Source organism: Microbacterium sp. STRO-1N (assembly GCF_057748015.1).
On record NZ_CM173234.1, the window covers coordinates 1353095 to 1373111 of the forward strand.

Annotated in this window: 18 protein-coding genes and 1 tRNA gene; 14 read left to right on the forward strand and 5 right to left on the reverse strand. The window is 67.9% G+C overall.

Features of this window, described 5'->3' with window-relative positions; translation table 11 throughout:
• Positions 1 to 43 precede the first annotated feature (43 nt).
• From AC3ANJ_RS06235 to AC3ANJ_RS06265, 7 genes are all read left to right on the forward strand, one after another.
• Positions 44 to 463 (forward strand): hypothetical protein, encoded by a 420-nt coding sequence (locus AC3ANJ_RS06235; RefSeq protein ID WP_488318726.1) that lies wholly within the window; start codon positions 44 to 46, stop codon positions 461 to 463.
• 108 nt (positions 464 to 571) lie between these two features.
• Positions 572 to 1585, forward strand: coding sequence for a LacI family DNA-binding transcriptional regulator (locus AC3ANJ_RS06240; RefSeq protein WP_488318727.1), 1014 nt, complete (start codon positions 572 to 574; stop codon positions 1583 to 1585).
• 156 nt (positions 1586 to 1741) lie between these two features.
• Positions 1742 to 3262, forward strand: a complete 1521-nt coding sequence (mmsA, locus tag AC3ANJ_RS06245) for a multiple monosaccharide ABC transporter ATP-binding protein (protein ID WP_488319238.1) — start codon at positions 1742 to 1744, stop codon at positions 3260 to 3262.
• Positions 3259 to 4611 carry a multiple monosaccharide ABC transporter permease gene (gene mmsB / locus AC3ANJ_RS06250; protein ID WP_488318728.1) on the forward strand — a complete coding sequence of 451 codons (1353 nt, stop codon included), beginning with the start codon at positions 3259 to 3261 and terminating at the stop codon, positions 4609 to 4611. The genes mmsA and mmsB overlap by 4 nt, the downstream gene beginning before the upstream one ends.
• Before the next feature lie 46 nt (positions 4612 to 4657).
• Positions 4658 to 5779: a substrate-binding domain-containing protein gene (locus tag AC3ANJ_RS06255; RefSeq protein ID WP_488318729.1), complete on the forward strand. Its 1122-nt coding sequence runs from the start codon at positions 4658 to 4660 to the stop codon at positions 5777 to 5779.
• A gap of 68 nt (positions 5780 to 5847) precedes the next feature.
• Positions 5848 to 6648, forward strand: a complete 801-nt coding sequence (locus tag AC3ANJ_RS06260) for a hypothetical protein (RefSeq protein WP_488318730.1) — start codon at positions 5848 to 5850, stop codon at positions 6646 to 6648.
• Between the two features lie 45 nt (positions 6649 to 6693).
• Positions 6694 to 8502, forward strand: coding sequence for an ABC-F family ATP-binding cassette domain-containing protein (locus tag AC3ANJ_RS06265; protein WP_488318731.1), 1809 nt, complete (start codon positions 6694 to 6696; stop codon positions 8500 to 8502).
• Between the two features lie 59 nt (positions 8503 to 8561).
• On the opposite strand, the gene AC3ANJ_RS06270 is transcribed toward AC3ANJ_RS06265, so the two are convergent.
• From AC3ANJ_RS06270 to AC3ANJ_RS06290, 5 genes are read right to left on the reverse strand one after another with little or no spacing between them, the layout of a single operon-like run.
• Positions 8562 to 10064 (reverse strand): arylsulfatase, encoded by a 1503-nt coding sequence (locus tag AC3ANJ_RS06270; protein ID WP_488318732.1) that lies wholly within the window; start codon positions 10062 to 10064, stop codon positions 8562 to 8564.
• A gap of 49 nt (positions 10065 to 10113) precedes the next feature.
• The gene (locus AC3ANJ_RS06275; protein ID WP_488318733.1) at positions 10114 to 11076 is read right to left on the reverse strand and encodes a pseudouridine synthase; all 963 of its coding nucleotides are present in this window, start codon (positions 11074 to 11076) and stop codon (positions 10114 to 10116) included.
• Positions 11077 to 11081: 5 nt separating this feature from the next.
• Positions 11082 to 11576 carry a MarR family winged helix-turn-helix transcriptional regulator gene (locus AC3ANJ_RS06280; protein WP_406245986.1) on the reverse strand — a complete coding sequence of 165 codons (495 nt, stop codon included), beginning with the start codon at positions 11574 to 11576 and terminating at the stop codon, positions 11082 to 11084.
• A 7-nt stretch (positions 11577 to 11583) separates the two neighbouring features.
• Complete coding sequence (locus AC3ANJ_RS06285; RefSeq protein ID WP_488318734.1) at positions 11584 to 12081, reverse strand: GNAT family N-acetyltransferase; 498 nt, start codon at positions 12079 to 12081, stop codon at positions 11584 to 11586.
• Positions 12078 to 12776: a FadR/GntR family transcriptional regulator gene (locus AC3ANJ_RS06290; protein ID WP_488318735.1), complete on the reverse strand. Its 699-nt coding sequence runs from the start codon at positions 12774 to 12776 to the stop codon at positions 12078 to 12080. The genes AC3ANJ_RS06285 and AC3ANJ_RS06290 overlap by 4 nt, the downstream gene beginning before the upstream one ends.
• Positions 12777 to 12903: 127 nt before the next feature.
• Between AC3ANJ_RS06290 and AC3ANJ_RS06295 the strand changes: the two genes are divergently transcribed.
• The 7 genes from AC3ANJ_RS06295 (at position 12904) to AC3ANJ_RS06325 (ending at position 19998) form a co-directional block, all read left to right on the forward strand.
• On the forward strand, positions 12904 to 14286 hold the full coding sequence (locus tag AC3ANJ_RS06295; RefSeq protein ID WP_488318736.1) for a GntP family permease: 1383 nt from the start codon (positions 12904 to 12906) through the stop codon (positions 14284 to 14286).
• A 1-nt stretch (position 14287) separates the two neighbouring features.
• A complete protein-coding gene (locus AC3ANJ_RS06300; RefSeq protein WP_488318737.1) occupies positions 14288 to 15826 on the forward strand; it encodes a gluconokinase in 1539 nt (512 codons plus the stop codon).
• Between the two features lie 87 nt (positions 15827 to 15913).
• Positions 15914 to 15985, forward strand: a tRNA-Gln gene (locus AC3ANJ_RS06305).
• Position 15986: 1 nt separating this feature from the next.
• On the forward strand, positions 15987 to 17450 hold the full coding sequence (gene glmU, locus AC3ANJ_RS06310; protein WP_488318738.1) for a bifunctional UDP-N-acetylglucosamine diphosphorylase/glucosamine-1-phosphate N-acetyltransferase GlmU: 1464 nt from the start codon (positions 15987 to 15989) through the stop codon (positions 17448 to 17450).
• Positions 17425 to 18459, forward strand: a complete 1035-nt coding sequence (locus AC3ANJ_RS06315) for a ribose-phosphate diphosphokinase (protein ID WP_488318739.1) — start codon at positions 17425 to 17427, stop codon at positions 18457 to 18459. The genes glmU and AC3ANJ_RS06315 overlap by 26 nt, the downstream gene beginning before the upstream one ends.
• A 234-nt stretch (positions 18460 to 18693) precedes the next feature.
• Positions 18694 to 19140 carry an FMN-binding protein gene (locus AC3ANJ_RS06320; RefSeq protein ID WP_488318740.1) on the forward strand — a complete coding sequence of 149 codons (447 nt, stop codon included), beginning with the start codon at positions 18694 to 18696 and terminating at the stop codon, positions 19138 to 19140.
• Positions 19141 to 19143: 3 nt separating this feature from the next.
• The gene (locus AC3ANJ_RS06325) at positions 19144 to 19998 is read left to right on the forward strand and encodes an FAD:protein FMN transferase (RefSeq protein WP_488318741.1); all 855 of its coding nucleotides are present in this window, start codon (positions 19144 to 19146) and stop codon (positions 19996 to 19998) included.
• The last annotated feature ends 19 nt before the right edge of the window (positions 19999 to 20017 follow it).

Sequence of the window (20017 nt, forward strand, 5' to 3'; positions counted from 1 at the left end):
TACCGTGGAACTCGACAGACACCGCGAAACGTCAGGAGTGATCATGGGACTGTTCAGCAGGAAGACGCAGCAGGAACGCCAGGCCGAGGCCATGCAGATGGCCGACGACATCGCCCAGGGCCGAGGGGTCATGGGCACAATGGCGCAGGCGTTCATGGGGCGCGATTTCACCGAGGCCATGCAGGGCGTGACGAACTCGATGCACCAGACCGAATACGTGGCGCAGCTGCGGGCATCCGGCGCGCCGACGGAGACGGCGACCGTGCTCGCCCTGCAGGACACCGGTCAGACCATCAACGACAACCCGAACATCGTCCTCACGCTGGATCTGGGCGGACAGCAGGTCGCCATCGCGGCCCTCGTGTCCCGGCTGGAGATCCCGCGAGCGGGCGAGCAGGTGCTGGTGCTGCGCGATCCGCAGACCGGCAGCCTGCTGTATGCGGGTCTCGCGCCGCGAGCCTGACATCGCGGCAGCGAGACCCCGGGTCGGAGCGCGGGGGAGCGCTCCGACCCTTTTTGGCGACATAATGGAACGGAGATGTGACCGTGCACACGCAAGGGAGGCGATGCCATGGCGGCCTCAGGCGAGCGTGCGCGGGTTCCCAGCATCCGCGATGTCGCGCGACTGGCGGGGGTCTCTCACCAGACCGTGTCCCGTGTTCTCAACGAGCACCCCAGCATCCGACCCGAGACCAAGAAGCGCGTCCAGGATGCCATCGCGGTGCTGGACTACCGGCCGAACCTCGCGGCCCGCGCGCTGGTGACAAGCACGACGACCACTCTCGGCATCCTGTCGGCGACGATCGGCGAGTTCGGGCCGACATCGTCGATCGCCGGCATCGAGGACGCGGCCCGCGCCGAGGGGTACTCGGTCAGCACTGTCAACCTTCCGACGACCTCGCCGGAGGCGATCGGCGAGGCGATCCGCCAGCTCGGACGCGAGCAGGTCGGCGGCATCGTGGCACTCGCCCCGCAGGTGCGCGTCTTCAACGTCCTCCGGGGGATGGCGGTCGGCGTGCCGCTGGTGAGTCTGCAGACGGCATCCGGGTCGGACGGCTTCACGCATTCCGCCGACCAGGTCGCCGGCGCACGGTCCGTCACGGAGCATCTCATCGCGCAGGGGCACACCGACATCCTGCATCTCGCCGGCCCGCAGGACTGGATCGAAGCGGAGTCCAGGATGCGCGGCTATCTCGACGCGCTGCGTGAGGCCGATCTGCCGACGTTCCCGCCTATCCGCGGTGACTGGAGCGCGGACTTCGGCTATTTCGCCGGCACCGAACTCGCCCGCAGGCGCGACTTCACGGCGGTGTTCGCCGCGAACGATCTGATGGCCATCGGTCTGATGCACGGCTTCCGGGATGCCGGCCTCGACGTCCCGCGCGACGTCAGTGTGGTCGGCTTCGACGACATCCCGGTGGCCGCGCACGTCTGGCCTCCGTTGACGACGGTGCACCAGGACTTCCCGGAACTCGGTCGCAGGGCGGTCGGAATCCTGCTCGCCGAGATCCGCAACGAGCCGGCTCCGCAGTTCGGCCCGGTCGAACCGCTGCTGCGCATCCGCTCGTCCAGCGCATCTCGATAGCGCCTCGAATTCGGTGCCCCACTTGACAGCGGGGCGACGGAGGCGCAATATTGTGTTCCATGTGAACGGTCACATTGGGAGTGGCCGTCAGAGTATCGAGGAAGATCCGTGAGCAGCACAGCTACGTTGCCGGTCGTATCAGGGCCCATCCTGGAGATGCGTGACATCACCAAGGAGTTCCCTGGCGTCAAGGCACTGTCCGATGTCTCCATCACCGTGCGCGCTGGCGAGATCCATGCGATCTGCGGCGAGAACGGCGCAGGCAAGTCGACTCTGATGAAGGTGCTCTCGGGGGTCTACCCGTACGGCACGTACGACGGCGACATCCTGCTGTACGGGCAGGAGCAGCGCTTCAAGGACATCGCGGCCAGCGAGCAGGCCGGAATCGCGATCATCCACCAGGAGCTCGCCCTGATCCCCGAGCTGTCGATCACCGAGAACATCTTCCTCGGCAACGAGATCGCGCACTTCGGCACCATCGACTGGCAGAAGGCGAAGACCCGCGCCACCGAGCTGCTCGCCAGGGTCGGCCTCGACGAGAATCCCGACATCGCGATCAAGCACCTCGGTGTCGGCAAGCAGCAGCTCATCGAGATCGCCAAGGCGCTCAACAAGGACGTCAAGCTCCTCATCCTCGACGAGCCGACCGCCGCGCTGAACGAGAACGACTCGCAGCACCTGCTCGGCCTGATCCTCGGCCTCAAGGCCAAGGGCATCGCGTCGATCATCATCAGCCACAAGCTCAACGAGATCGAGCAGATCGCCGATGAGATCACCATCATCCGCGACGGCCGCACGGTCGAGACGCTCGACATCACCAAGGGCGAGATCAACGAGGACCGCATCATCCGCGGGATGGTGGGCCGCTCGCTCGAGAGCCGCTACCCGGACCGCACGCCGGAGATCGGCGAGGTCCTCTTCGAGGTCAAGGACTGGTGGGTCCAGCATCCGACCGTCTCGGAGCGCATGGTGGTCAAGGGGTCGAGCCTGAACGTGCGACGCGGTGAGGTCGTCGGCATCGCCGGCCTCATGGGTGCAGGGCGCACCGAGTTCGCGATGAGCATCTTCGGACGCTCCTACGGCACGTTCCTCGGCGGTCAGCTGTTCAAGGACGGGCAGGAGATCGAGCTTCCCGACGTCTCGGCCGCCATCCGGCACGGACTCGCGTACGTCAGCGAGGACCGCAAGGTGCTGGGGCTGAACCTCCTCGACACGATCAAGCGAGCGGTCGTCTCGGCGAAGCTGTCGAAGATCTCCCGGCGCGGCGTCGTGAACGATCGCGAGGAGTACGCCGTCGCCGAGCGCTACCGCAAGGCGCTGCGCATCAAGACGCCGACGGTCGAAGAGGGGGTCGGCAAGCTCTCCGGCGGCAATCAGCAGAAGGTCGTGCTGGCGAAGTGGATGTTCACCGATCCCGACCTGCTGATCCTCGACGAGCCGACCCGCGGCATCGACGTCGGAGCGAAGTACGAGATCTACTCGATCATCAACGAGCTCGCCGCAGCAGGCAAAGGCGTCATCGTCATCTCCAGCGAGCTGCCGGAGCTGATGGGCATCTCTGACCGCATCTACACGATCTTCGAGGGACGCGTCACCGACTGCATCCCCAGTGACCAGGCAACTCCGGAGGCGCTCATGCGCAGCATGACCTCCACGAACCAGAAGGCGAACGCATGAGCACCTCGACGACCCCCGCGCAGAAGCAGGGCTTCCACTTCGGCGATATCAAGAAGATGTTCGGGGGCAGCACGTCCTCGATGCGTCAGTTCGGCATCCTCGGCAGCCTGATCGTCATCATCGCGCTGTTCGAGATCCTCACGGTGATGCGCAACCCCGCTGGTGCCACCCTGACGCCCGGCAACCTCATCAACGTCGTCAATCAGTACTCCTTCATCCTGATCCTCGCCATCGGCATGGTGATGGTCATCATCATGGGTCACATCGACCTGTCGGTCGGCTCCGTCGCCGCCTTCGTCGGCATCATCGTGGCGAAGTCGATGGCGGAGTGGAACCTCCCGTGGCCGGCCGCGATCCTGCTCGGTCTCGGAGTCGGAGCGCTCGTCGGGGCGTGGCAGGGCTTCTGGGTCGCGTATGTCGGCGTGCCGGCCTTCATCGTGACGCTGGCCGGGATGCTGTTCTTCCGCGGCGCCCAGCAGTTCATCGGCGACGCGCAGACGATCCCGGTTCCCAAGGGGTTCCAGGTCATCGGCACCGGCTACCTGCCGGAAATCGGCGGACCCTTCCAGTTCAACGTGCTCACCATGGTGCTGGCGCTGCTGGGCGTGGCCTGGCTCGTGTTCTGGGAGATCCGCACGCGACGTCTCCAGCACAAGATGGGCTCGGAGAGCGCTCCGCTGTGGGTGAGCGTCACGAAGGTCGTGCTTCTGTCGATCGTCGTGCTCGCTGCGGGCTGGATGTTCGCAACCGGCCGCCCCGGCACGAGCTTCCCCGTCCCCGGCCTCATCCTGCTGGCACTGGTCATCATCTACTCGTTCATCACCCGCAACACGATCTTCGGCCGTCACATCTACGCCGTCGGCGGCAACCGCCAGGCGGCGCGTCTGTCCGGTGTCAAGGACCGCTGGGTCGACTTCTTCGTGATGATGAACATGTCGATGATGGCGGCGCTGGCGGGCATGATCTTCGTCGCCCGCTCGCAGGCCTCCGGTCCGAACGACGGCACGGGGTGGGAGCTGGACGCCATCGCCAGTGTGTTCATCGGCGGCGCGGCCGTAGCCGGCGGCATCGGAACCGTGATCGGCTCGATCATCGGTGGTCTCGTGATGGCCTTCCTCAACAACGGACTCGCCCTCCTCGGCCAGGGTGCCGACGTCGTCGCGATGATCAAGGGTCTCGTCCTGCTGTTCGCCGTCGGCATCGACGTCTGGAACAAGCAGCAGGGCCGCCCCTCGGTGTGGGGTTTCCTGACGCGCAGGCGTCACCAGAAGGACGCCCCGAACCTCACCGACTACCCGACCTCCGCCGCGGGCACCGCGAGCGGGAAGAAGGAGACTCCGTCCGAGTGACGGCAGTCCCCGCACCACAAGAGAAACCATCAGAGAAAGAGATCGCATGAAGAGAATGGCAGTCACGGCGACAGCGTTGGTCGCCGCAGCAGCGCTCGCCCTCACCGGCTGCTCCGGCGAACGAGGCGGCGGAACCGACGAAGGTTCGAGCACCGAGGAGACCACCGGTTTCGAAGCCGGCTCCACGATCGGCGTCGCGCTTCCGGACAAGACCAGCGAGAACTGGGTTCTCGCCGGCCAGCTGTTCAAGGACGGACTGGAGGAAGCCGGTTTCAAGGCCGACGTCCAGTACGCCCCTGCCAGCAACACGGTCGCCGAGCAGCAGAACCAGATCCAGGCGATGGTCACCGGCGGCGCCAAGGTCATCATCATCGGTGCGAAGGACGGCAAGCAGCTGGCCACGCAGGTGCAGGCGGCGAAGGATGCCGGCGCCTACGTGATCGCCTACGACCGTCTCATCGAGAACACCGAGGCCGTCGACTACTACGTCGCGTTCGACAACTTCAAGGTCGGCGAGCTCCAGGGCACCGCTCTCCTCGAGGGCCTTGCCGAGCGCGCCGGTCACGAGGCGCCGTACAACATCGAGCTGTTCTCCGGCTCGCCGGACGACGCCAACTCGAAGGTCTTCTTCGACGGTGCGATGAGCGTCCTGCAGGAGAAGATCGACGACGAGACGCTGAACGTCGTCTCGGGTCAGACCGAGATCGCCCAGACGGCGACCGAGGGCTGGCTGGCCGAGAATGCGCAGAACCGCATGGACACGCTGCTGACCGGCTCGTACAGCGGTGAGACCGTGCTCGACGGTGTTCTGTCGCCGAACGACACGCTCGCGCGCGCGATCATCACCTCGGTGCAGCAGGCCGGCAAGCCCGTTCCGGTCGTGACCGGTCAGGACTCCGAGGTCGAATCCGTCAAGTCGATCATGGAGGGCATCCAGTACTCCACGATCAACAAGGACACCACGCTGCTCGTGGAGCAGTCCATCAAGATGGTGCAGCAGCTGCAGGCGGGCGAAGACGTCGAGGTCAACGACGAAGAGTCGTACGACAACGGCGAGAAGATCGTTCCGGCGTACCTGCTGGACCCGGTGATCGTCACGAAGGAGAATGCGGCCGAGGCGTACGCCAACGTCCCCAGCCTCCTCGAGATCGTCGAGTCGTACCAGTAAGCACGACGCGCACAGCAACGAGCCGCCCGGGTCCGACCCGGGCGGCTCGACGCATCTAAGCTCGATCCATGACCGAGCCGCGACGCCCGTCTGACGCCGTTCTCACGGCCTTCGGCGCATCGGATGCCCCGCTTGAGCACCTCCCAGGCGGACGCGGTCTCGCGTGGCGTGCCGGAGCGATCGTGCTCCGTCCCTCGGAGGCGGACGGCGAGGTCCAGTGGAAGGCTGATGTCCTCGCCGCGCTGGAGCACACCGAGGCGTTCCGCGCACCTCGGCCGATACGCGGGCGCACAGGGAACTGGAGCGTCGACCGCTGGGAGGCCTGGCAATGGCTCCCTGGGGCAGCGGATGAATCGCGCGTGAGCGACGTGCTCCGGGCGGGTGACGGCTTCCATCGCGCTCTCGCCGGACTCACGAGGCCGGACTTCCTCGACATCGCCGACGACCCCTGGTCGTGTGCGGATCGGATGGCCTGGCAGGAGGCCGAGCTGCCGGCCGATGAAACTCTCGATCGCCTCGCATCCGCGTTCGCTGTCGTCGAGGCGCCGTCGCAGATCGTGCACGGCGATCTGCTGGGCAACGTCCTCTTCGCCCCGGAGGCGCCGCCGACGATCATCGACTGGGCGCCGTACTGGCGCCCAGGGGGCTACGCATCGGCCATCGTCCTCGCCGATGCGGCGTGCTGGCACGATCTGACGTGGAGCGAACTCGTCGCATTCGTGCGCGACATCCCCGATGGCGCCCAGCTGCTGGTCCGCGCGCTGGTGTTCCGGATCGCGACCTTCGTCCTCCTCGGCCGATGGGATGACGCTCTGGCCGCGCGGCATGCTCCGATCGTGGATGCCGCGCTCGCGCTCGTCCGGCGCTGAGCAGCGGTGAGCCGGGCCGTCCCACGCGACTACCCTTGAGGGGACATGGCACATCTTCTCGGGGCCGAAGGCCTCCACCTCGAATACCCGACCAAGGTCGTCTTCGACTCCATCACGCTGGGCATCGAAGAAGGCGACCGCATCGGCATCGTCGGCCGCAACGGCGATGGGAAGTCCTCACTGCTGGCGATGCTCGCCGGGCGCAAGGAGCCGGATGCCGGACGCGTCACGATGCGCGCCGGCACGCGGGTCGGCGTCCTCGATCAGGCGGACACCCTCGACGACACACAGACGATCGCGCAGGCCGTCGTCGGTGACACCCCCGAGCACGAGTGGGCGGGCGACGCGCGGGTGCGCGATGTCATCCACGGCCTTCTGAGGGATCTGGACTGGAACGCACCGGTCGATTCCCTCAGTGGTGGCCAGCGCCGCCGTGTCGCCCTTGCCGCACTGCTCACCCAGGACTGGGACATCATCGCTCTGGACGAGCCGACCAACCACCTCGACGTCGAGGCGATCACCTGGCTCGCGGCGCATCTGAACAAGCGCTGGTCCGCGAACTCCGGCGCCTTCCTCGTCGTCACGCACGACCGCTGGTTCCTGGACGAGGTGTGCACCGAGACGTGGGAGGTCCACGACCGCATCGTCGAGCCGTTCGAGGGCGGGTACGCGGCGTACATCCTGCAGCGCGTCGAGCGCGACCGAATGGCCGCGGCATCCGAGGCGAAGCGTCAGAACCTGGCACGCAAGGAGCTCGCCTGGCTGCGTCGAGGCGCCCCGGCCCGCACGAGCAAGCCGAAATTCCGCATCGATGCGGCCAACCAGCTCATCGAGGACGTCCCCGAGATCCGCGACGCCGTCTCGTTGCAGTCGCTGGCCACGGCCCGGCTCGGCAAGGACGTCGTCGATCTGCTGGATGCCGGAGTGACGTATCCCGCGACGGCTGCCGCTCCCGCTCGCGAGGTGCTGCGGGACGTCGAGTGGCGCATCGCCCCGGGGGAGCGCACCGGCATCCTCGGTGTCAACGGCGCAGGCAAGTCGACCCTGCTCGGCCTCGTCGCCGGGACGATCGAGCCGACCAGCGGACGGGTCAAGCGCGGCAAAACCGTCCAGGTGCGCACGCTCACGCAGCGCATCGATGAGCTCGCCCAGCACTGGAACGATCCGGTGCGCGTCGTCATCTCGGGTCTGCGCACGGATTACACGTTCGGGACAGGCTCGAAGAGCCAGGACCTCACCCCCGGTCAGCTGCTGGAGCGGCTCGGGTTCTCCACCGCTCAGCTCTCCACTCCCGTCAAGGACCTCTCCGGTGGCCAGCAGCGCCGCCTGCAGCTCCTGCTGGTGCTGCTCGACCAGCCGAACGTGCTGATCCTCGACGAGCCGACCAACGACATGGACACCGACATGCTCGCGGCGATCGAGGACCTGCTGGACTCCTGGCCCGGGACGTTGCTGGTGGTCAGCCACGACCGGTACTTCCTCGAGCGCGTCACGGACCAGCAGTACGCGGTCCTCGGCGGTCACCTGCGGCACCTCCCCGGGGGAGTGGACGAGTACCTGCGGTTGCGTGCACTGCAGGATGCCGAGCCGCAGAAGTCCTCGCCGTCGGCACCCGGCGCACCGAAGGCTCTGGACGGGGCGGCGCTGCGCACCGCCCAGAAGGAGATCTCGGCGCTCGAGCGGCGCATCCAGAAGCTGAGCGACCAGGTCGACCGGGCCAAGCACGCGCTCGCCGAGCACGACCAGTCCGACTATGCCGGCCTCGGCGAGAAGATGAAGGCGATCCAGGCGCAGCAGGACGAGATCGAAGAGCTCGAACTGCGCTGGTTCGAGCTCACCGAGCAGATCGGCTGACACACACACACAGAAGGCGGGCCCGGAATGCTCCGGGCCCGCCTTCTGTGTGTGTGTGGTCAGGAGGCGCCGGCCGTGGCGTTCTCCAACTTCTTCATCACCTGGTTGATCGTGAAGGACGCCGACTCCTGCCGCTGCGGGAACTCGGCCAGACTCTGCAGCATCCGAGCGACGTACGCCTGGGCGGGGACGAACAGGAAGATGTGTTCGAGCACCCAGTCCCAGTACGTGTTCGACGTGATGTCGGCGCGCTCGAACGGGTCGGTGCGCAGGTTGAACAGCTTCGGGAACCGCAGCTCGATGTACGGCTCCTGCCACACGCTGAGCGTGCCGACCGCGCGCTGCTCGAGGAAGACCAGCTTCCAGTTGTCGAAACGCAGCGCGGTGAGGTCGCCGTCATCCGAGACGTAGAAGAAATGCCGACGAGGACTGTGGTCCGCTTCGCCCGTGATGTAGTCGAGCTGGTTGTGGCCGTCCAGGTGCACCTTGAACTCGGTGCCGTGCAGCTCGGTTCCCTCCTTCAGGCGGTCGGCGATGTCGCCGTCGCCGACGGCCGCGAGCAGGGTCACGAACCAGTCGTTGTGGCTGACGATGCCGTTGAGGGTCGTCTTCGCGGGGATGCGCCCTGGCCAGCGGACCATCGCGGGAACGCGGTACGCGCCCTCCCAATTGGAGTTCTTCTCGTTGCGGAACGGGGTCATCCCTGCATCCGGCCAGCTGTTCATGTGCGGGCCGTTGTCGGTCGAGTACATCACGATCGTGTTCTCGGCCAGCCCCAGCTCGTCGAGCAGATCGAGGAGGCTCCCCACGGTGTCGTCGTGGTCGAGCATGGTGTCGTGGTAGTTCGACTGCCAGCGCCCTGCGCGCCCCTTGCTCTCCTCCTTGGTGTGGGTGCGGAAGTGCATGTGCGTCGAGTTGAACCAGACGAAGAACGGGGTGTCCTCGTCGGCCTTGGCGCGGATGAAGTCGGCGGCGGCGTCGCGGAACTCCTCGTCCACGGTCTCCATGCGCTTCTTCGTCAGCGGGCCGGTGTCCTCGATCTTCTGGGTGCCGTCGGCGTTCGCCCAGGAGTGGATGACGCCACGAGGGCGGAACTTCTCGCTGAACCCGGGGAACTCCTCGTCGGTGGGGTAGTCGGGGTGCTCCGGCTCCTCCTCGGCGTTGAGGTGGTACAGGTTGCCGAAGAACTCGTCGAAGCCGTGCGCGGTGGGCAGGTGCTCGTCGCGGTCGCCGAGGTGGTTCTTGCCGAACTGACCGGTCGCGTAGCCGTGGTGCTTGAGCGCGTCGGCGATCGTCGGGTCCTCGGGCTGGAGGCCCAGCTTCGCGCCGGGCATCCCCACCTTGGTGAGGCCGGTGCGATACGGGTTCTGCCCCGTGATGAACGCTGCGCGGCCGGCCGTGCAGCTCTGCTCGCCGTAGTAGTCGGTGAACTTCACGCCCTCGTCGGCGATGCGGTCGATGTTCGGCGTGCGGTAGCCCATCAGGCCGTCCGTGTAGGTGCTGAGGTTGGAGATGCCGATGTCATCGCCCCAGATGATGAGAATGTTCGGCTTGTCAGCCATGGTGATCCCTTCCGGCTCGCACCGACGGCGCGATATCCCTGTCCAGTACTCAGTCGATCACACCGCGCACCGCAACCGCCTTCGTGTCGCCCGCGCCGGGCGATGCGGTCGGCGCGAACGCCAGCGTGCGCCGCGTGCGGAATTCGCGCTCGGCGCCGCTGAGCGGATCGACGAATCGCAGTTCCCGCGCCAGCAGCTGCAACGGGCGCGCGAAGTCGTCCGGCGTCTCCGGCAGCAGCAGCGGGTAGAACCCGTCGTTCAGGATGCCCATGCCCAGAGCCGCCAGATGCACGCGCAGCTGGTGCATCTTGCCGGTGTGCGGGCGCAGCAGCGTGTGCACGACCCGATCATCGGCCGACAGGAGCTCGATCAGCGTCTCGGAGTTCGGCTCCTTCTCGGCATCCACCCGCACGCACACGTGCCCGCGCTCCTTCACGATGTGGTTGCGGTAGACGAGCGGGAAGCGCGGCAGGTCGTCCGGCCGCGCGGAGACCGCCTCGTACACCTTCTCGACCCGGCGGTTCTGCAGCAGGAGCTGGTAGGCGCCGCGTGTCTCGGGGCGGGCGGAGAACATCAGCAGGCCGGCGGTCGCACGGTCGAGGCGATGGATCGGGGTGAGTTCGTCGTTGCCGAGCAGGCGGCGCAGCCGGACCAGAGCGGAGCTCTGCAGGTACTTGCCGCCCGGTGTGCTCGGCAGGAAGTGAGGTTTGTCGATCACCACGAGGTCGCGGTCCTCGTGGAGCACGTTGATCTCGAACGGGATGTCGGTCTCCACGGGCGGCTCACGGTAGTACCAGACGAACTCCTCGGCACCCAGCGGGGTGTCCCTGCGCACGGCGCTGCCGTCGCGCGCGACGATCTCGCCGTCGTCGAAGCGCGCCAGCAGCTGATCCGCGTCCAGATGGAAGAACCGCTCGACCATGTAGTCCGCGATCGTCGGCCATTCGCCGCGCAGCGGCACGTGCAGTCTGGTCGCGCCGACGCCGTTGCGCGCCGGCAGAGGGGAGAGCATGCCCATCAGGCGTCGAAGCTCAGGCTCAGCTTGCGCAGCAGCGTCGCGAGCCGGTCCCGATCGCCACGGGAGAGCGCCTGGAGCAGGTCGGCTTCGACGTCGACGAGACGAGTGATCGCGGCATCCACGCGGATGCGACCGTCGTCGGTCAGCGTGACCAGGATGCTGCGGCCATCGCCGGGGTCGGCCTCTCGTCGCACCAGCCGTCGGATGACGAGACGATCGATGCGATTCGTCATCGTGCCGCTGGAGACGAGAGTCTGCTGCAGGAGCTGCTTCGGGCTCAGCTGGAACGGATCGCCGGCGCGGCGCAGGGCGGACAGCACGTCCCACTCCCACGGCTCCAGTTCGCTGCGACGGAACACCTCGCGGCGCGCCCGGTCCAGGAGGCGCGTGAGCCGGTCCATGCGCGAGAGCACTTCCAGCGGCGAGAAGTCGAGATCGGGGCGCTGCGCGTTCCACGCCTCGACGATCCGATCGACCTCGTCCGTCTGGCTCATCCGTTCATTATCGCGCGCCGGCCCGGTGATCAGGCACGCTGCGCACCAGCGCGAGCGTCATGAAGGTGCTGAGCGGGTCCGGTGCGTAGCGTCCGAACGCCTCGCACTCGATGAAACCGGCCCTGGTGTACATCATGCGAGCCGGCGCGAAGAAATCGTCGGCTCCCGTCTCGAGCGACAGCCGACGGATGCCGCGCCTGCGCGCATCCTCGATCAGGAACGACAGCATCGTCCGTCCGATCCCTCTGCCGCGCAGCTGGGGATCGGTGCGCATCGACTTGAGCTCCTCGTGCCCGTCCTCGACGGCCGCGAGCGCCCCCGTCGCGACAGGAGCGCCGTCCTCGACCGCCGCGAACAGGCGGACGCCGGGGACCAGCAGACCCTCCAGCGGCAGGGCGTGCTGGCTCTCCGGCGGTGCGGTGCCGACCATGTCCGCGTGGTGGGCGGCGATGAAGTCGGCCAGAGCCGGCGTGGATGACTCGATGCGTTCGACGGTGATGCTCATGGTGACTCCGGAAGGATCTCGTGCCAGACGCCCCGCAGGTGCTCGCGGGAGTTCTGCTCGGCGGCGTCGGCGTCCCCTCCGGCGATCTCCACTGCGACGCGGAGATGCTGCTCCAGGGTGCCGGGGGCCGGCGTGCTCGGGTGCATTCCGAGCCGGGTCCTCCCGGTGAGCACCTCGTGGACCGGCCGCTCCAGAGCAGCCAGCAACGGGTTCCCCGATGCCGTGAGGACGAGCGCGTGAAACCGCAGATCCGCGTCGAGGTACTCGGGTGTGTCGCCGAGCTCTCGGCGTCCGAGGTCGTCGAGCACCTCGGCGAGGCGCCTGATCTCGATGCGCTGCTCGTCGCTCGCGCGCCGGGCTGCCAGGGCAGCGGCCATCGGCTCGACGGCGACGCGCAGCTCCATGAGAGCCTCGAGGTGCTGCTGCCGCTGCGGGCCGGCGAGCGTCCACTGGATGAGTTTCGGATCGAACTCGTCCCACCGGGCGCGCGGCTGGACGGTGATGCCGACGCGGCGGCGGGATGCCAGCATCCCCATGCTCTCGAGGACCCGGACGGCCTCTCTGACGAGCGTGCGCGATGCGCCGTACTCCGACTCGAGCTGTGCGAGCGTCAGAATCTCACCGTCGGGGAGCTCACCGGCGACGATGCGGCGTCCGAGGTCGTCGATGACGTCGCCGTGCAGGTCTGCCGGCATCCTCGCTCCCTCCGTCGTGGGCGCTGGGCCCGGCCTGAGATTCCGGCACTGATACTACTATTGACTTCGCGCCCCCATAAGTAGTACTTTTGAGCCGCATTCATCCCATTTCAACGGAGAAACCCCCATGGAAGACTGGACCCAGACTCTCGGGACCGGCCCGCTGCTCGGCATCGCCGCGGCCGCCGTACTCCTCATCCTGTTCCTCGTCATCAAGGTCCGGCTGCACGCGTTCCTCGTGCTCATCGTCGTGTCCCTGCTGACGGCGATCGCCACCGGCCTGCCGATGGGCGTCCTCGTCAACGAAGTTCTCGTGGAGAGCTTCGGCGGCACGCTCGGCGCGGTGGCCCTGCTCATCGGTCTCGGCGCGATCATCGGCCGACTCATCGAGTCCAGCGGCGGCGCCAAGGTCATCGCCGAGAAGATGGTGTCGATCTTCGGCGAGAAGCGCGCCGCATTCGCCCTCGGCATCACCTCGCTGATCCTCGGATTCCCGATCTTCTTCGACGCTGGACTCATCGTCATGCTGCCGATCATCTTCGCGGTGGCGCGACGCATCGGCGGAAAGAACCTGCTGCTGTTCGGCTTCAGCGGTGCGGCGGCGTTCTCCGTCATGCACGTGTTCCTGCCGCCGCACCCCGGTCCTGTCGCCGCGACAGAGCTCTTCGGAGCCGACCTCGGCGTCGTCCTGCTCCTCGGTCTCGTCATCGCGTTCCCGACCTGGTACCTCTCCGGTTACCTCTGGGGCAAGTTCGTCAACAAGCGCTACCCGATGATCGTCCCCGCCCTGTTCGGCGAGAAGGACGACGACCAGCCGGTCAACCCGCCCAAGGTCGGCACCGTGGTCGCGATCCTCCTCCTGCCGATGGTGCTGATCTTCCTCAACACCGGCCTGAACGCGCTCGGCAGCGTCGGCGCCGTCGATCGCGACGCCACGTGGGTGCAGGCGCTCATGCTGATCGGCACCTCGCCCGTCGCCCTGCTCATCACGGCGCTGGTCGCACTGCTCGTGCTCGGCAAGTTCCGCGGCGAGAACGGCAGCGCGCTCGAGAAGCTCGTCGAGGGGACTCTCGGCAGCGTCGCCTCGGTGATCCTGATCACCGGCGCCGGCGGCATGTTCGGCGGCGTCCTCCGCGCCTCCGGCATCGGCGACGCGCTCTCGTCGAGCCTCGACGGCCTCGGGATGCCGGTGATCTTCGCGGCGTACCTCATCGCCGTCGCGCTCCGCGTGGCACAGGGCTCCGCGACCGTCGCGCTGGTGACGACCGCCGGTCTGCTGGCCCCCGCGGTCACCAGCGGAGGCTTCAGCGTCATCGACGTCGCGGCCATCACCCTCGCGGCCGCGGCCGGGTCGGTGTTCGCCAGCCACGTCAACGACTCGGGCTTCTGGCTCGTCGGTCGGCTCATGGGCATGGACGTCAAGACGACGCTGAAGACGTGGACGGTGCAGCAGGCGATCGAGTCGGTGGTCGGCTTCGTGCTCGTCCTCGCGGTCTACGCGATCTTCTGACATGACGGCCGCACGCGACATGGACACCGCACGCGACATCGTCATCGGCGTCGACATGGGGACGACGGCGACCAAGGCAGTGGCGTACTCGGTCGCCGGCGAGCAGCTCGCGTCGGCGTCGCAGGGGTATCCGCTGGAAGAGCCGCACCCCGGTCACGCCGTGCAGGATCCGGAGTTGATCCTCGGCGCCGTCTATCAGACGGTTCGCGAAGTCGTCGCCGAGATCGGCGCCGCGCGGATCGCCGGGCTGTCGTTCTCGGCCGCGATGCATTCGCTGATGGCGCTCGACGCTCAGCTCGAACCGATCACTCCGGTCGTGACCTGGGCGGACACGCGCGCATCCGCGCAGGCCGAGCGCATCAGGGCCTCCGCGAGCGGACTCGAACTGCACCGCCGCACCGGCACGCCCGTGCATCCGATGTCTCCGCTGCCCAAGCTCGTGTGGTTCCGAGAGCAGGAACCGCGCATCCGTCAGGAGGCGGCGATCTGGGCGAACGCGAAGGACTGGGTGCTGCTGCGTCTCTGCGGCGCGCTGGTGACCGATCATTCGCTGGGTTCGAGCTCGGGACTCATGGACATCCACCGACTGGCGTGGGATGAGGAAGCGCTGTCGCTCGCCGGCATCCGTGCCGAGCAACTCCCCGAGCTGGTGCCGACCACCACCGTCCTGGACGGCCTCACGGAGGAGGGCTCGGCCGCGACCGGTCTGCCGCTGTCGACCAGGGTGGTCGTCGGTGCCGGCGACGGCCCGCTCGCCAACCTCGGCGTCGGCGCTGTGCGCCCCGGCGTCGCCGCATGCTCGATCGGCACCAGCGGCGCACTGCGCGTCGCCGTGGATCGCCCGGTGGTCGATCCGCGCGGCGGGGTGTTCTGCTACGCGCTCACGGAGGATCGCTGGGTCATCGGCGGCGCGATCAACAACGGCGGCGTCACTCTGGACTGGGTGCGCAACGAGATCGCGGACACCACAACTCCGATCGAGGAGCTGCTCGACCGCGCCGGAGAGGTTCCGGTCGGATCCGGCGGCCTGCTGATGCTGCCCTATCTGCTCAGCGAACGCGCACCGCACTGGAGCAGCATCGCGCGCGGCGCGTACATCGGTCTCACCCGCGCGCACACCCGCGAGCACATGGTCAGAGCCGCGGTCGAGGGCGTCGCTCTGCAGCTCGCGCTCGTCCTGCAGTCGATGCGGGCGGCCGGTCTCGAGATCGACGAGATCAGGGCGACGGGTGGTGTGATCAAGCATCCGCTCTGGCAGCAGACGATCGCCGATGCGTTCGGTGCCCCCATCGGACTCCTCGCCGAGCAGGAGGGGTCCGGGTTCGGAGCGGCCCTGCTCGGGATGCAGGCACTCGGACTCATCGAGTCGATCGACGTGGCGGCCGGGCTGCAGCCCGTGGAGCACACGGTGCGCCCCCGCCCGGCTGAGGCTGCGGTCTACCGCTCGCTGCTGCCGGTGTTCGATGAGATCTACGATGCACTGCTGCCGACCTTTCACCGTCTGCGGCGGCTCTCGCCGTCGTTGCCGATGACGCACTGACAGTCGCCGCAGTGCGCTGTTCTGTCAGGTCGCACGCCGTCGGGCATGGCAGACTTGACGGGCGGCATCCGTCAGAGGATGCTGCGGTCCGCCGTGGTGTAATGGCAGCACGACAGCCTTTGGAGCTGTGAGGTCTAGGTTCGAATCCTGGCGGCGGAGCATGACGCAGAACAAGCTCGCCATCGTCGTCCTCGCCGCTGGCCAAGGCACCCGGATGCGTTCGCGCCTGCCGAAGGTGCTCCACCCGATCGCCGGACGCCCGCTCGTCGGACATGTGCTGACCACCGCGTCGCGGCTGGGAGCGGACCACGTCGAGGTCGTGGTGCGGCACGAGCGAGACCAGGTCGTCGCGGCGCTCGCCGATTCGTACCCCGGCACCGTCTTCGTCGATCAGGACGACGTCCCCGGCACGGGGCGTGCGGTCGAGGTCGCCCTGGACGCCATGCCCGGCTTCGACGGCGATGTGTTGATCCTGTCGGGGGACTGCCCGCTCGCCGACGTCGACACCCTCACCGCGTTCGTGGCCGAGCACCGGTCCACCGGTGCCGCGGCGACGCTGATGACGGCCATCGTGGACGACCCGACGGGCTACGGACGCGTCATTCGCGACGCCGCGGGTGATGTCGACCGCATCGTCGAGCAGAAGGACGCGACGGACGACGAAGCCGCGGTCCGCGAGATCAATGCGGGCATGTACGTGTTCCGCGCCGCAGCCCTTCGCGAGTACCTGCCGACCGTCGGCGTCGACAACGCGCAGGGGGAGAAGTACCTCACGGACGTGCCTGGGCTCCTGCGCCTGGCCGGCGATCGCGTCGCGGCATCCGTCGTCTCCGACGTCACGGTGACCTTCGGCGTCAACGACCGCGCGCAGCTGGCGCTCGTCGGGCGCCTGCTCAATGAGCGCATCGTCCGACGGTGGCAGCTCGAAGGCGTCACGATCGTCGATCCGGCCACCACCTGGATCGACGACGATGCGAAGCTCGCCGCTGATGTCACGATCCTGCCGCATACCCAGATCCTCGGTGCCAGCGTCATCGCCGCCGGAGCGACGGTGGGCCCCGACACGACGCTCGTCGACTGCGAGATCGGCGAGGATGCCGTCGTCAAGCGCACCGACGCGAACCTGGCGGTCATCGGCGCCGGGGCGACGGTCGGACCGTTCTCCTTCCTGCGGCCGGGGACGGTCCTCGGCGCGAACGGCAAGATCGGCGCCTACGTCGAGACCAAGAACGCTCGGATCGGGGAGGGCAGCAAGGTTCCGCACCTCTCGTACGTCGGCGACGCCACGATCGGGCGCGGCGTGAACCTCGGTGCCAGCACGATCACCGCGAACTACGACGACGTGAACAAGCACCGCACCGAGATCGAGGACGAGGTGCACACCGGGTCGCACACGGTGCTGGTGGCGCCCGTTAGGCTGGGAGCCGGAGCGAAGACCGGAGCCGGCGCCGTCGTCCGCAAGGACGTACCGGCAGGTGCCCTGGCCATGAGCGTCGCCCCTCAGCGCAACATCGAGGGGTGGGTCGAGAAGAACAGGGCAGGCACGGGCGCGGCTGAGGCCGCGTCCCGAGCACACGATGCGGCAGATAAGGCAGGCGATGGCGCGCAAGAAGAAGACCGTTGAACTGGATCGGGACAACGGCATCGCGCCGGGACTCGTCGCCAAGACGAAGAAGCGGCTCGTCGTCGCGGGCGGCCGCTCGCACCCGGAGCTGACGCGCGCGGTCGCCGAGGCGCTGGGAACCGAGCTCGCGCCGACGGAGCACCGCACGTTCGCGTCGGGTGAGATCTACTCGCGCTTCGAGGTGTCGATCCGCGGTTGCGACCTCTTCCTCGTGCAGACGTTCGGCGAGCCGGTGAACGAGTGGCTCATGGAGACGCTCATCATGATCGACGCCGCCAAGCGCGCGTCGGCCAAGCGGATCACCGTCGTCGCCCCGTACTACCCCTACTCCCGGCAGGACAAGAAGGGTCGCGGCCGCGAGCCGATCAGCGCCCGCCTGGTCGCTGATCTCCTCAAGACGGCCGGTGCCGACCGCGTCATGAGCGTCGATCTGCACGCCGCGCAGATCCAGGGCTTCTTCGACGGCCCGGTCGACCACCTGTTCGCCAAGCCCGTGCTGCTGGACTACTTCGAGCGCACCCTGACGCCCGAGGATCGCGAGATCCTCACGGTCGTGTCCCCGGACATGGGCCGTGTGCGCGTCGCCGACACCTGGTCGGACAGCCTGGGCGCGCCGCTGGCGATCATCCACAAGCGCCGCGATCCGAGAGTCGCCAACCAGGTCTCCGTGCACGAGATCGTCGGAACGGTCGAGGGCCGCACCTGCCTGCTCGTGGACGACATGATCGACACCGGCGGCACGATCGTCAAGGCCGCGCAGGCGCTGAAGGCCAACGGCGCGCACCGGGTCATCGTGGCCGCGACCCACGCGATCTTCAGCGACCCGGCCAACGAGCGCCTCCAGGACTCCTCGATCGATGAGGTCGTGGTCACCGACACGATCCCGCTGACCGAATCGCGCCGCTGGGACAACCTCACGATCCTGCCGATCGCGCCGCTGCTGGCACGCGCGATCCGCGAGGTCTTCGAGGACGGCTCCGTCACGAGCATGTTCGGCGGCGACGCGTAGGCTCAGTCGCCACGGTCGACCACGGTCGTACCGGCCGGCATCGGAGATGCCATCACGGCGGCGAGCAGTGTCACGTCGCCCCGTTCGTGTCCTGGAGGTTCGCCTCGGCGAGGCCGATCATGATCGTCGTGCCGTCGACCTCGAAGGAGTGCGCGCGGCGTGGCACGAAACCACAGCCCAGCCATAGTCGGCGGCCATAGGCTCGCAGCAATCGACAGCTCCAGGAGGACAGCCATGATCCGCACGACCGTTCCCTCTTCCGCCCGCAAGGGCGCCGCCGTCGTCGGCGTCGCCGGACTTCTCGTGCTCGCCGGCTGTTCGGGCGCCGCGGATGCCGAGGGCAACGCGGATCCGGATACCACCGACTCGGGAAGCGCGACGGGGGAGTACACCGACGGCACGTACACCGCAGAGGGGTCGTATCAGACGCCGGAGACGGTCGAGACGATCTCGGTCACGCTCACGCTGGTCGACGGCGTCGTCACCGAGGTCGAGGTGACCGGCGACCCGCAGGCGCCGGAGACCGAGCAGTTCCAGGGGCAGTTCATCGACGGCATCGGTGAGGAGGTCGTCGGCGTCGCGATCGACGACATCGAGGTCAGCCGCGTCGCCGGGTCCTCGCTCACGAGCGGCGGATTCAACTCGGCCGTCGCGGACATCAGGGAACAGGCGGCGGCGTAGCGCGTGCCCCTCTGGCGATTCGACGCGATCGGCACCCGCTGGGAGATCGAGAGCGTCCGTGAGCTGACGGACGAAGAGCGCGCGACCGTGAGCGCCGTGATCGGGCGGTTCGATCGCGAGTGGTCGCGCTTCCGTCCCGATTCGGTCGTCAGTTCGCTGACGGAAGGGGGCTCTGCGCCGCTGCCGGCGGATGCCGAGGTCATGCTGGACGCCTATCGCGAGCTGTCGGATGCCACCGGCGGCGCGGTCAATCCGCTCGTCGGCGCCAGTCTCGACGCGCTCGGATACGACGCGTCGATCTCGCTCATCGCGTCGGGAGCGCAGCCGGCGCCGTCCGACTGGTCGGAGGTCCTCGGCTGGCACGAGCGGCTCACACTGGCCGCCCCGGCGATCATCGATGTCGGAGCACTCGGCAAGGGGCGGCTCGTCGACCTCGTGCAGCAGGCACTCGTCGCGGTTCCGGGGGCCCTCGTCGTCGACGCGTCCGGAGATCTCGCGGTCCGCGGCGGGGAGGTGCGGATCGGCCTGGAGCATCCCTTCGACGCGACGAGGGCGATCGGTGTCGCGACGATCCAGGATCAAGCGCTGTGCGCGTCTGCGATCAACCGCAGGGCATGGGGAAACGGACTGCATCACGTGCTCGATGCGAGGACCGGTCTGCCCGTGCGCACCTGGGCGGCCACCTGGGCGATCGCCCAGGACGCCATGCATGCGGATGCCGCGGCCACCGCACTGTTCTTCGACGGCGGCACGCGGCTCGCCGCCGACTGGGGCGTCGAATGGGTGCGCATGAGCACCGACGGTCGGGCTCAGCGTTCGCCGGATTGTCCGGTGGAACTGTTCACCGCGGCATCCTGAACCGGAAGGGATACGGCAG

What these genes read in the sequence shown, in the direction of transcription:
- AC3ANJ_RS06235 (WP_488318726.1), top strand. Translation starts at nt 44, where the DNA reads ATGGGACTGTTCAGCAGGAAGACGCAGCAGGAACGCCAGGCCGAGGCC.
- AC3ANJ_RS06240 (WP_488318727.1), top strand. Translation starts at nt 572, where the DNA reads ATGGCGGCCTCAGGCGAGCGTGCGCGGGTTCCCAGCATCCGCGATGTC.
- mmsA (WP_488319238.1), top strand. Translation starts at nt 1,742, where the DNA reads ATGCGTGACATCACCAAGGAGTTCCCTGGCGTCAAGGCACTGTCCGAT.
- mmsB (WP_488318728.1), top strand. Translation starts at nt 3,259, where the DNA reads ATGAGCACCTCGACGACCCCCGCGCAGAAGCAGGGCTTCCACTTCGGC.
- AC3ANJ_RS06255 (WP_488318729.1), top strand. Translation starts at nt 4,658, where the DNA reads ATGAAGAGAATGGCAGTCACGGCGACAGCGTTGGTCGCCGCAGCAGCG.
- AC3ANJ_RS06260 (WP_488318730.1), top strand. Translation starts at nt 5,848, where the DNA reads ATGACCGAGCCGCGACGCCCGTCTGACGCCGTTCTCACGGCCTTCGGC.
- AC3ANJ_RS06265 (WP_488318731.1), top strand. Translation starts at nt 6,694, where the DNA reads ATGGCACATCTTCTCGGGGCCGAAGGCCTCCACCTCGAATACCCGACC.
- AC3ANJ_RS06270 (WP_488318732.1), bottom strand. Translation starts at nt 10,064, where the DNA reads ATGGCTGACAAGCCGAACATTCTCATCATCTGGGGCGATGACATCGGC.
- AC3ANJ_RS06275 (WP_488318733.1), bottom strand. Translation starts at nt 11,076, where the DNA reads ATGCTCTCCCCTCTGCCGGCGCGCAACGGCGTCGGCGCGACCAGACTG.
- AC3ANJ_RS06280 (WP_406245986.1), bottom strand. Translation starts at nt 11,576, where the DNA reads ATGAGCCAGACGGACGAGGTCGATCGGATCGTCGAGGCGTGGAACGCG.
- AC3ANJ_RS06285 (WP_488318734.1), bottom strand. Translation starts at nt 12,081, where the DNA reads ATGAGCATCACCGTCGAACGCATCGAGTCATCCACGCCGGCTCTGGCC.
- AC3ANJ_RS06290 (WP_488318735.1), bottom strand. Translation starts at nt 12,776, where the DNA reads ATGCCGGCAGACCTGCACGGCGACGTCATCGACGACCTCGGACGCCGC.
- AC3ANJ_RS06295 (WP_488318736.1), top strand. Translation starts at nt 12,904, where the DNA reads ATGGAAGACTGGACCCAGACTCTCGGGACCGGCCCGCTGCTCGGCATC.
- AC3ANJ_RS06300 (WP_488318737.1), top strand. Translation starts at nt 14,288, where the DNA reads ATGACGGCCGCACGCGACATGGACACCGCACGCGACATCGTCATCGGC.
- glmU (WP_488318738.1), top strand. Translation starts at nt 15,987, where the DNA reads ATGACGCAGAACAAGCTCGCCATCGTCGTCCTCGCCGCTGGCCAAGGC.
- AC3ANJ_RS06315 (WP_488318739.1), top strand. Translation starts at nt 17,425, where the DNA reads ATGGCGCGCAAGAAGAAGACCGTTGAACTGGATCGGGACAACGGCATC.
- AC3ANJ_RS06320 (WP_488318740.1), top strand. Translation starts at nt 18,694, where the DNA reads ATGATCCGCACGACCGTTCCCTCTTCCGCCCGCAAGGGCGCCGCCGTC.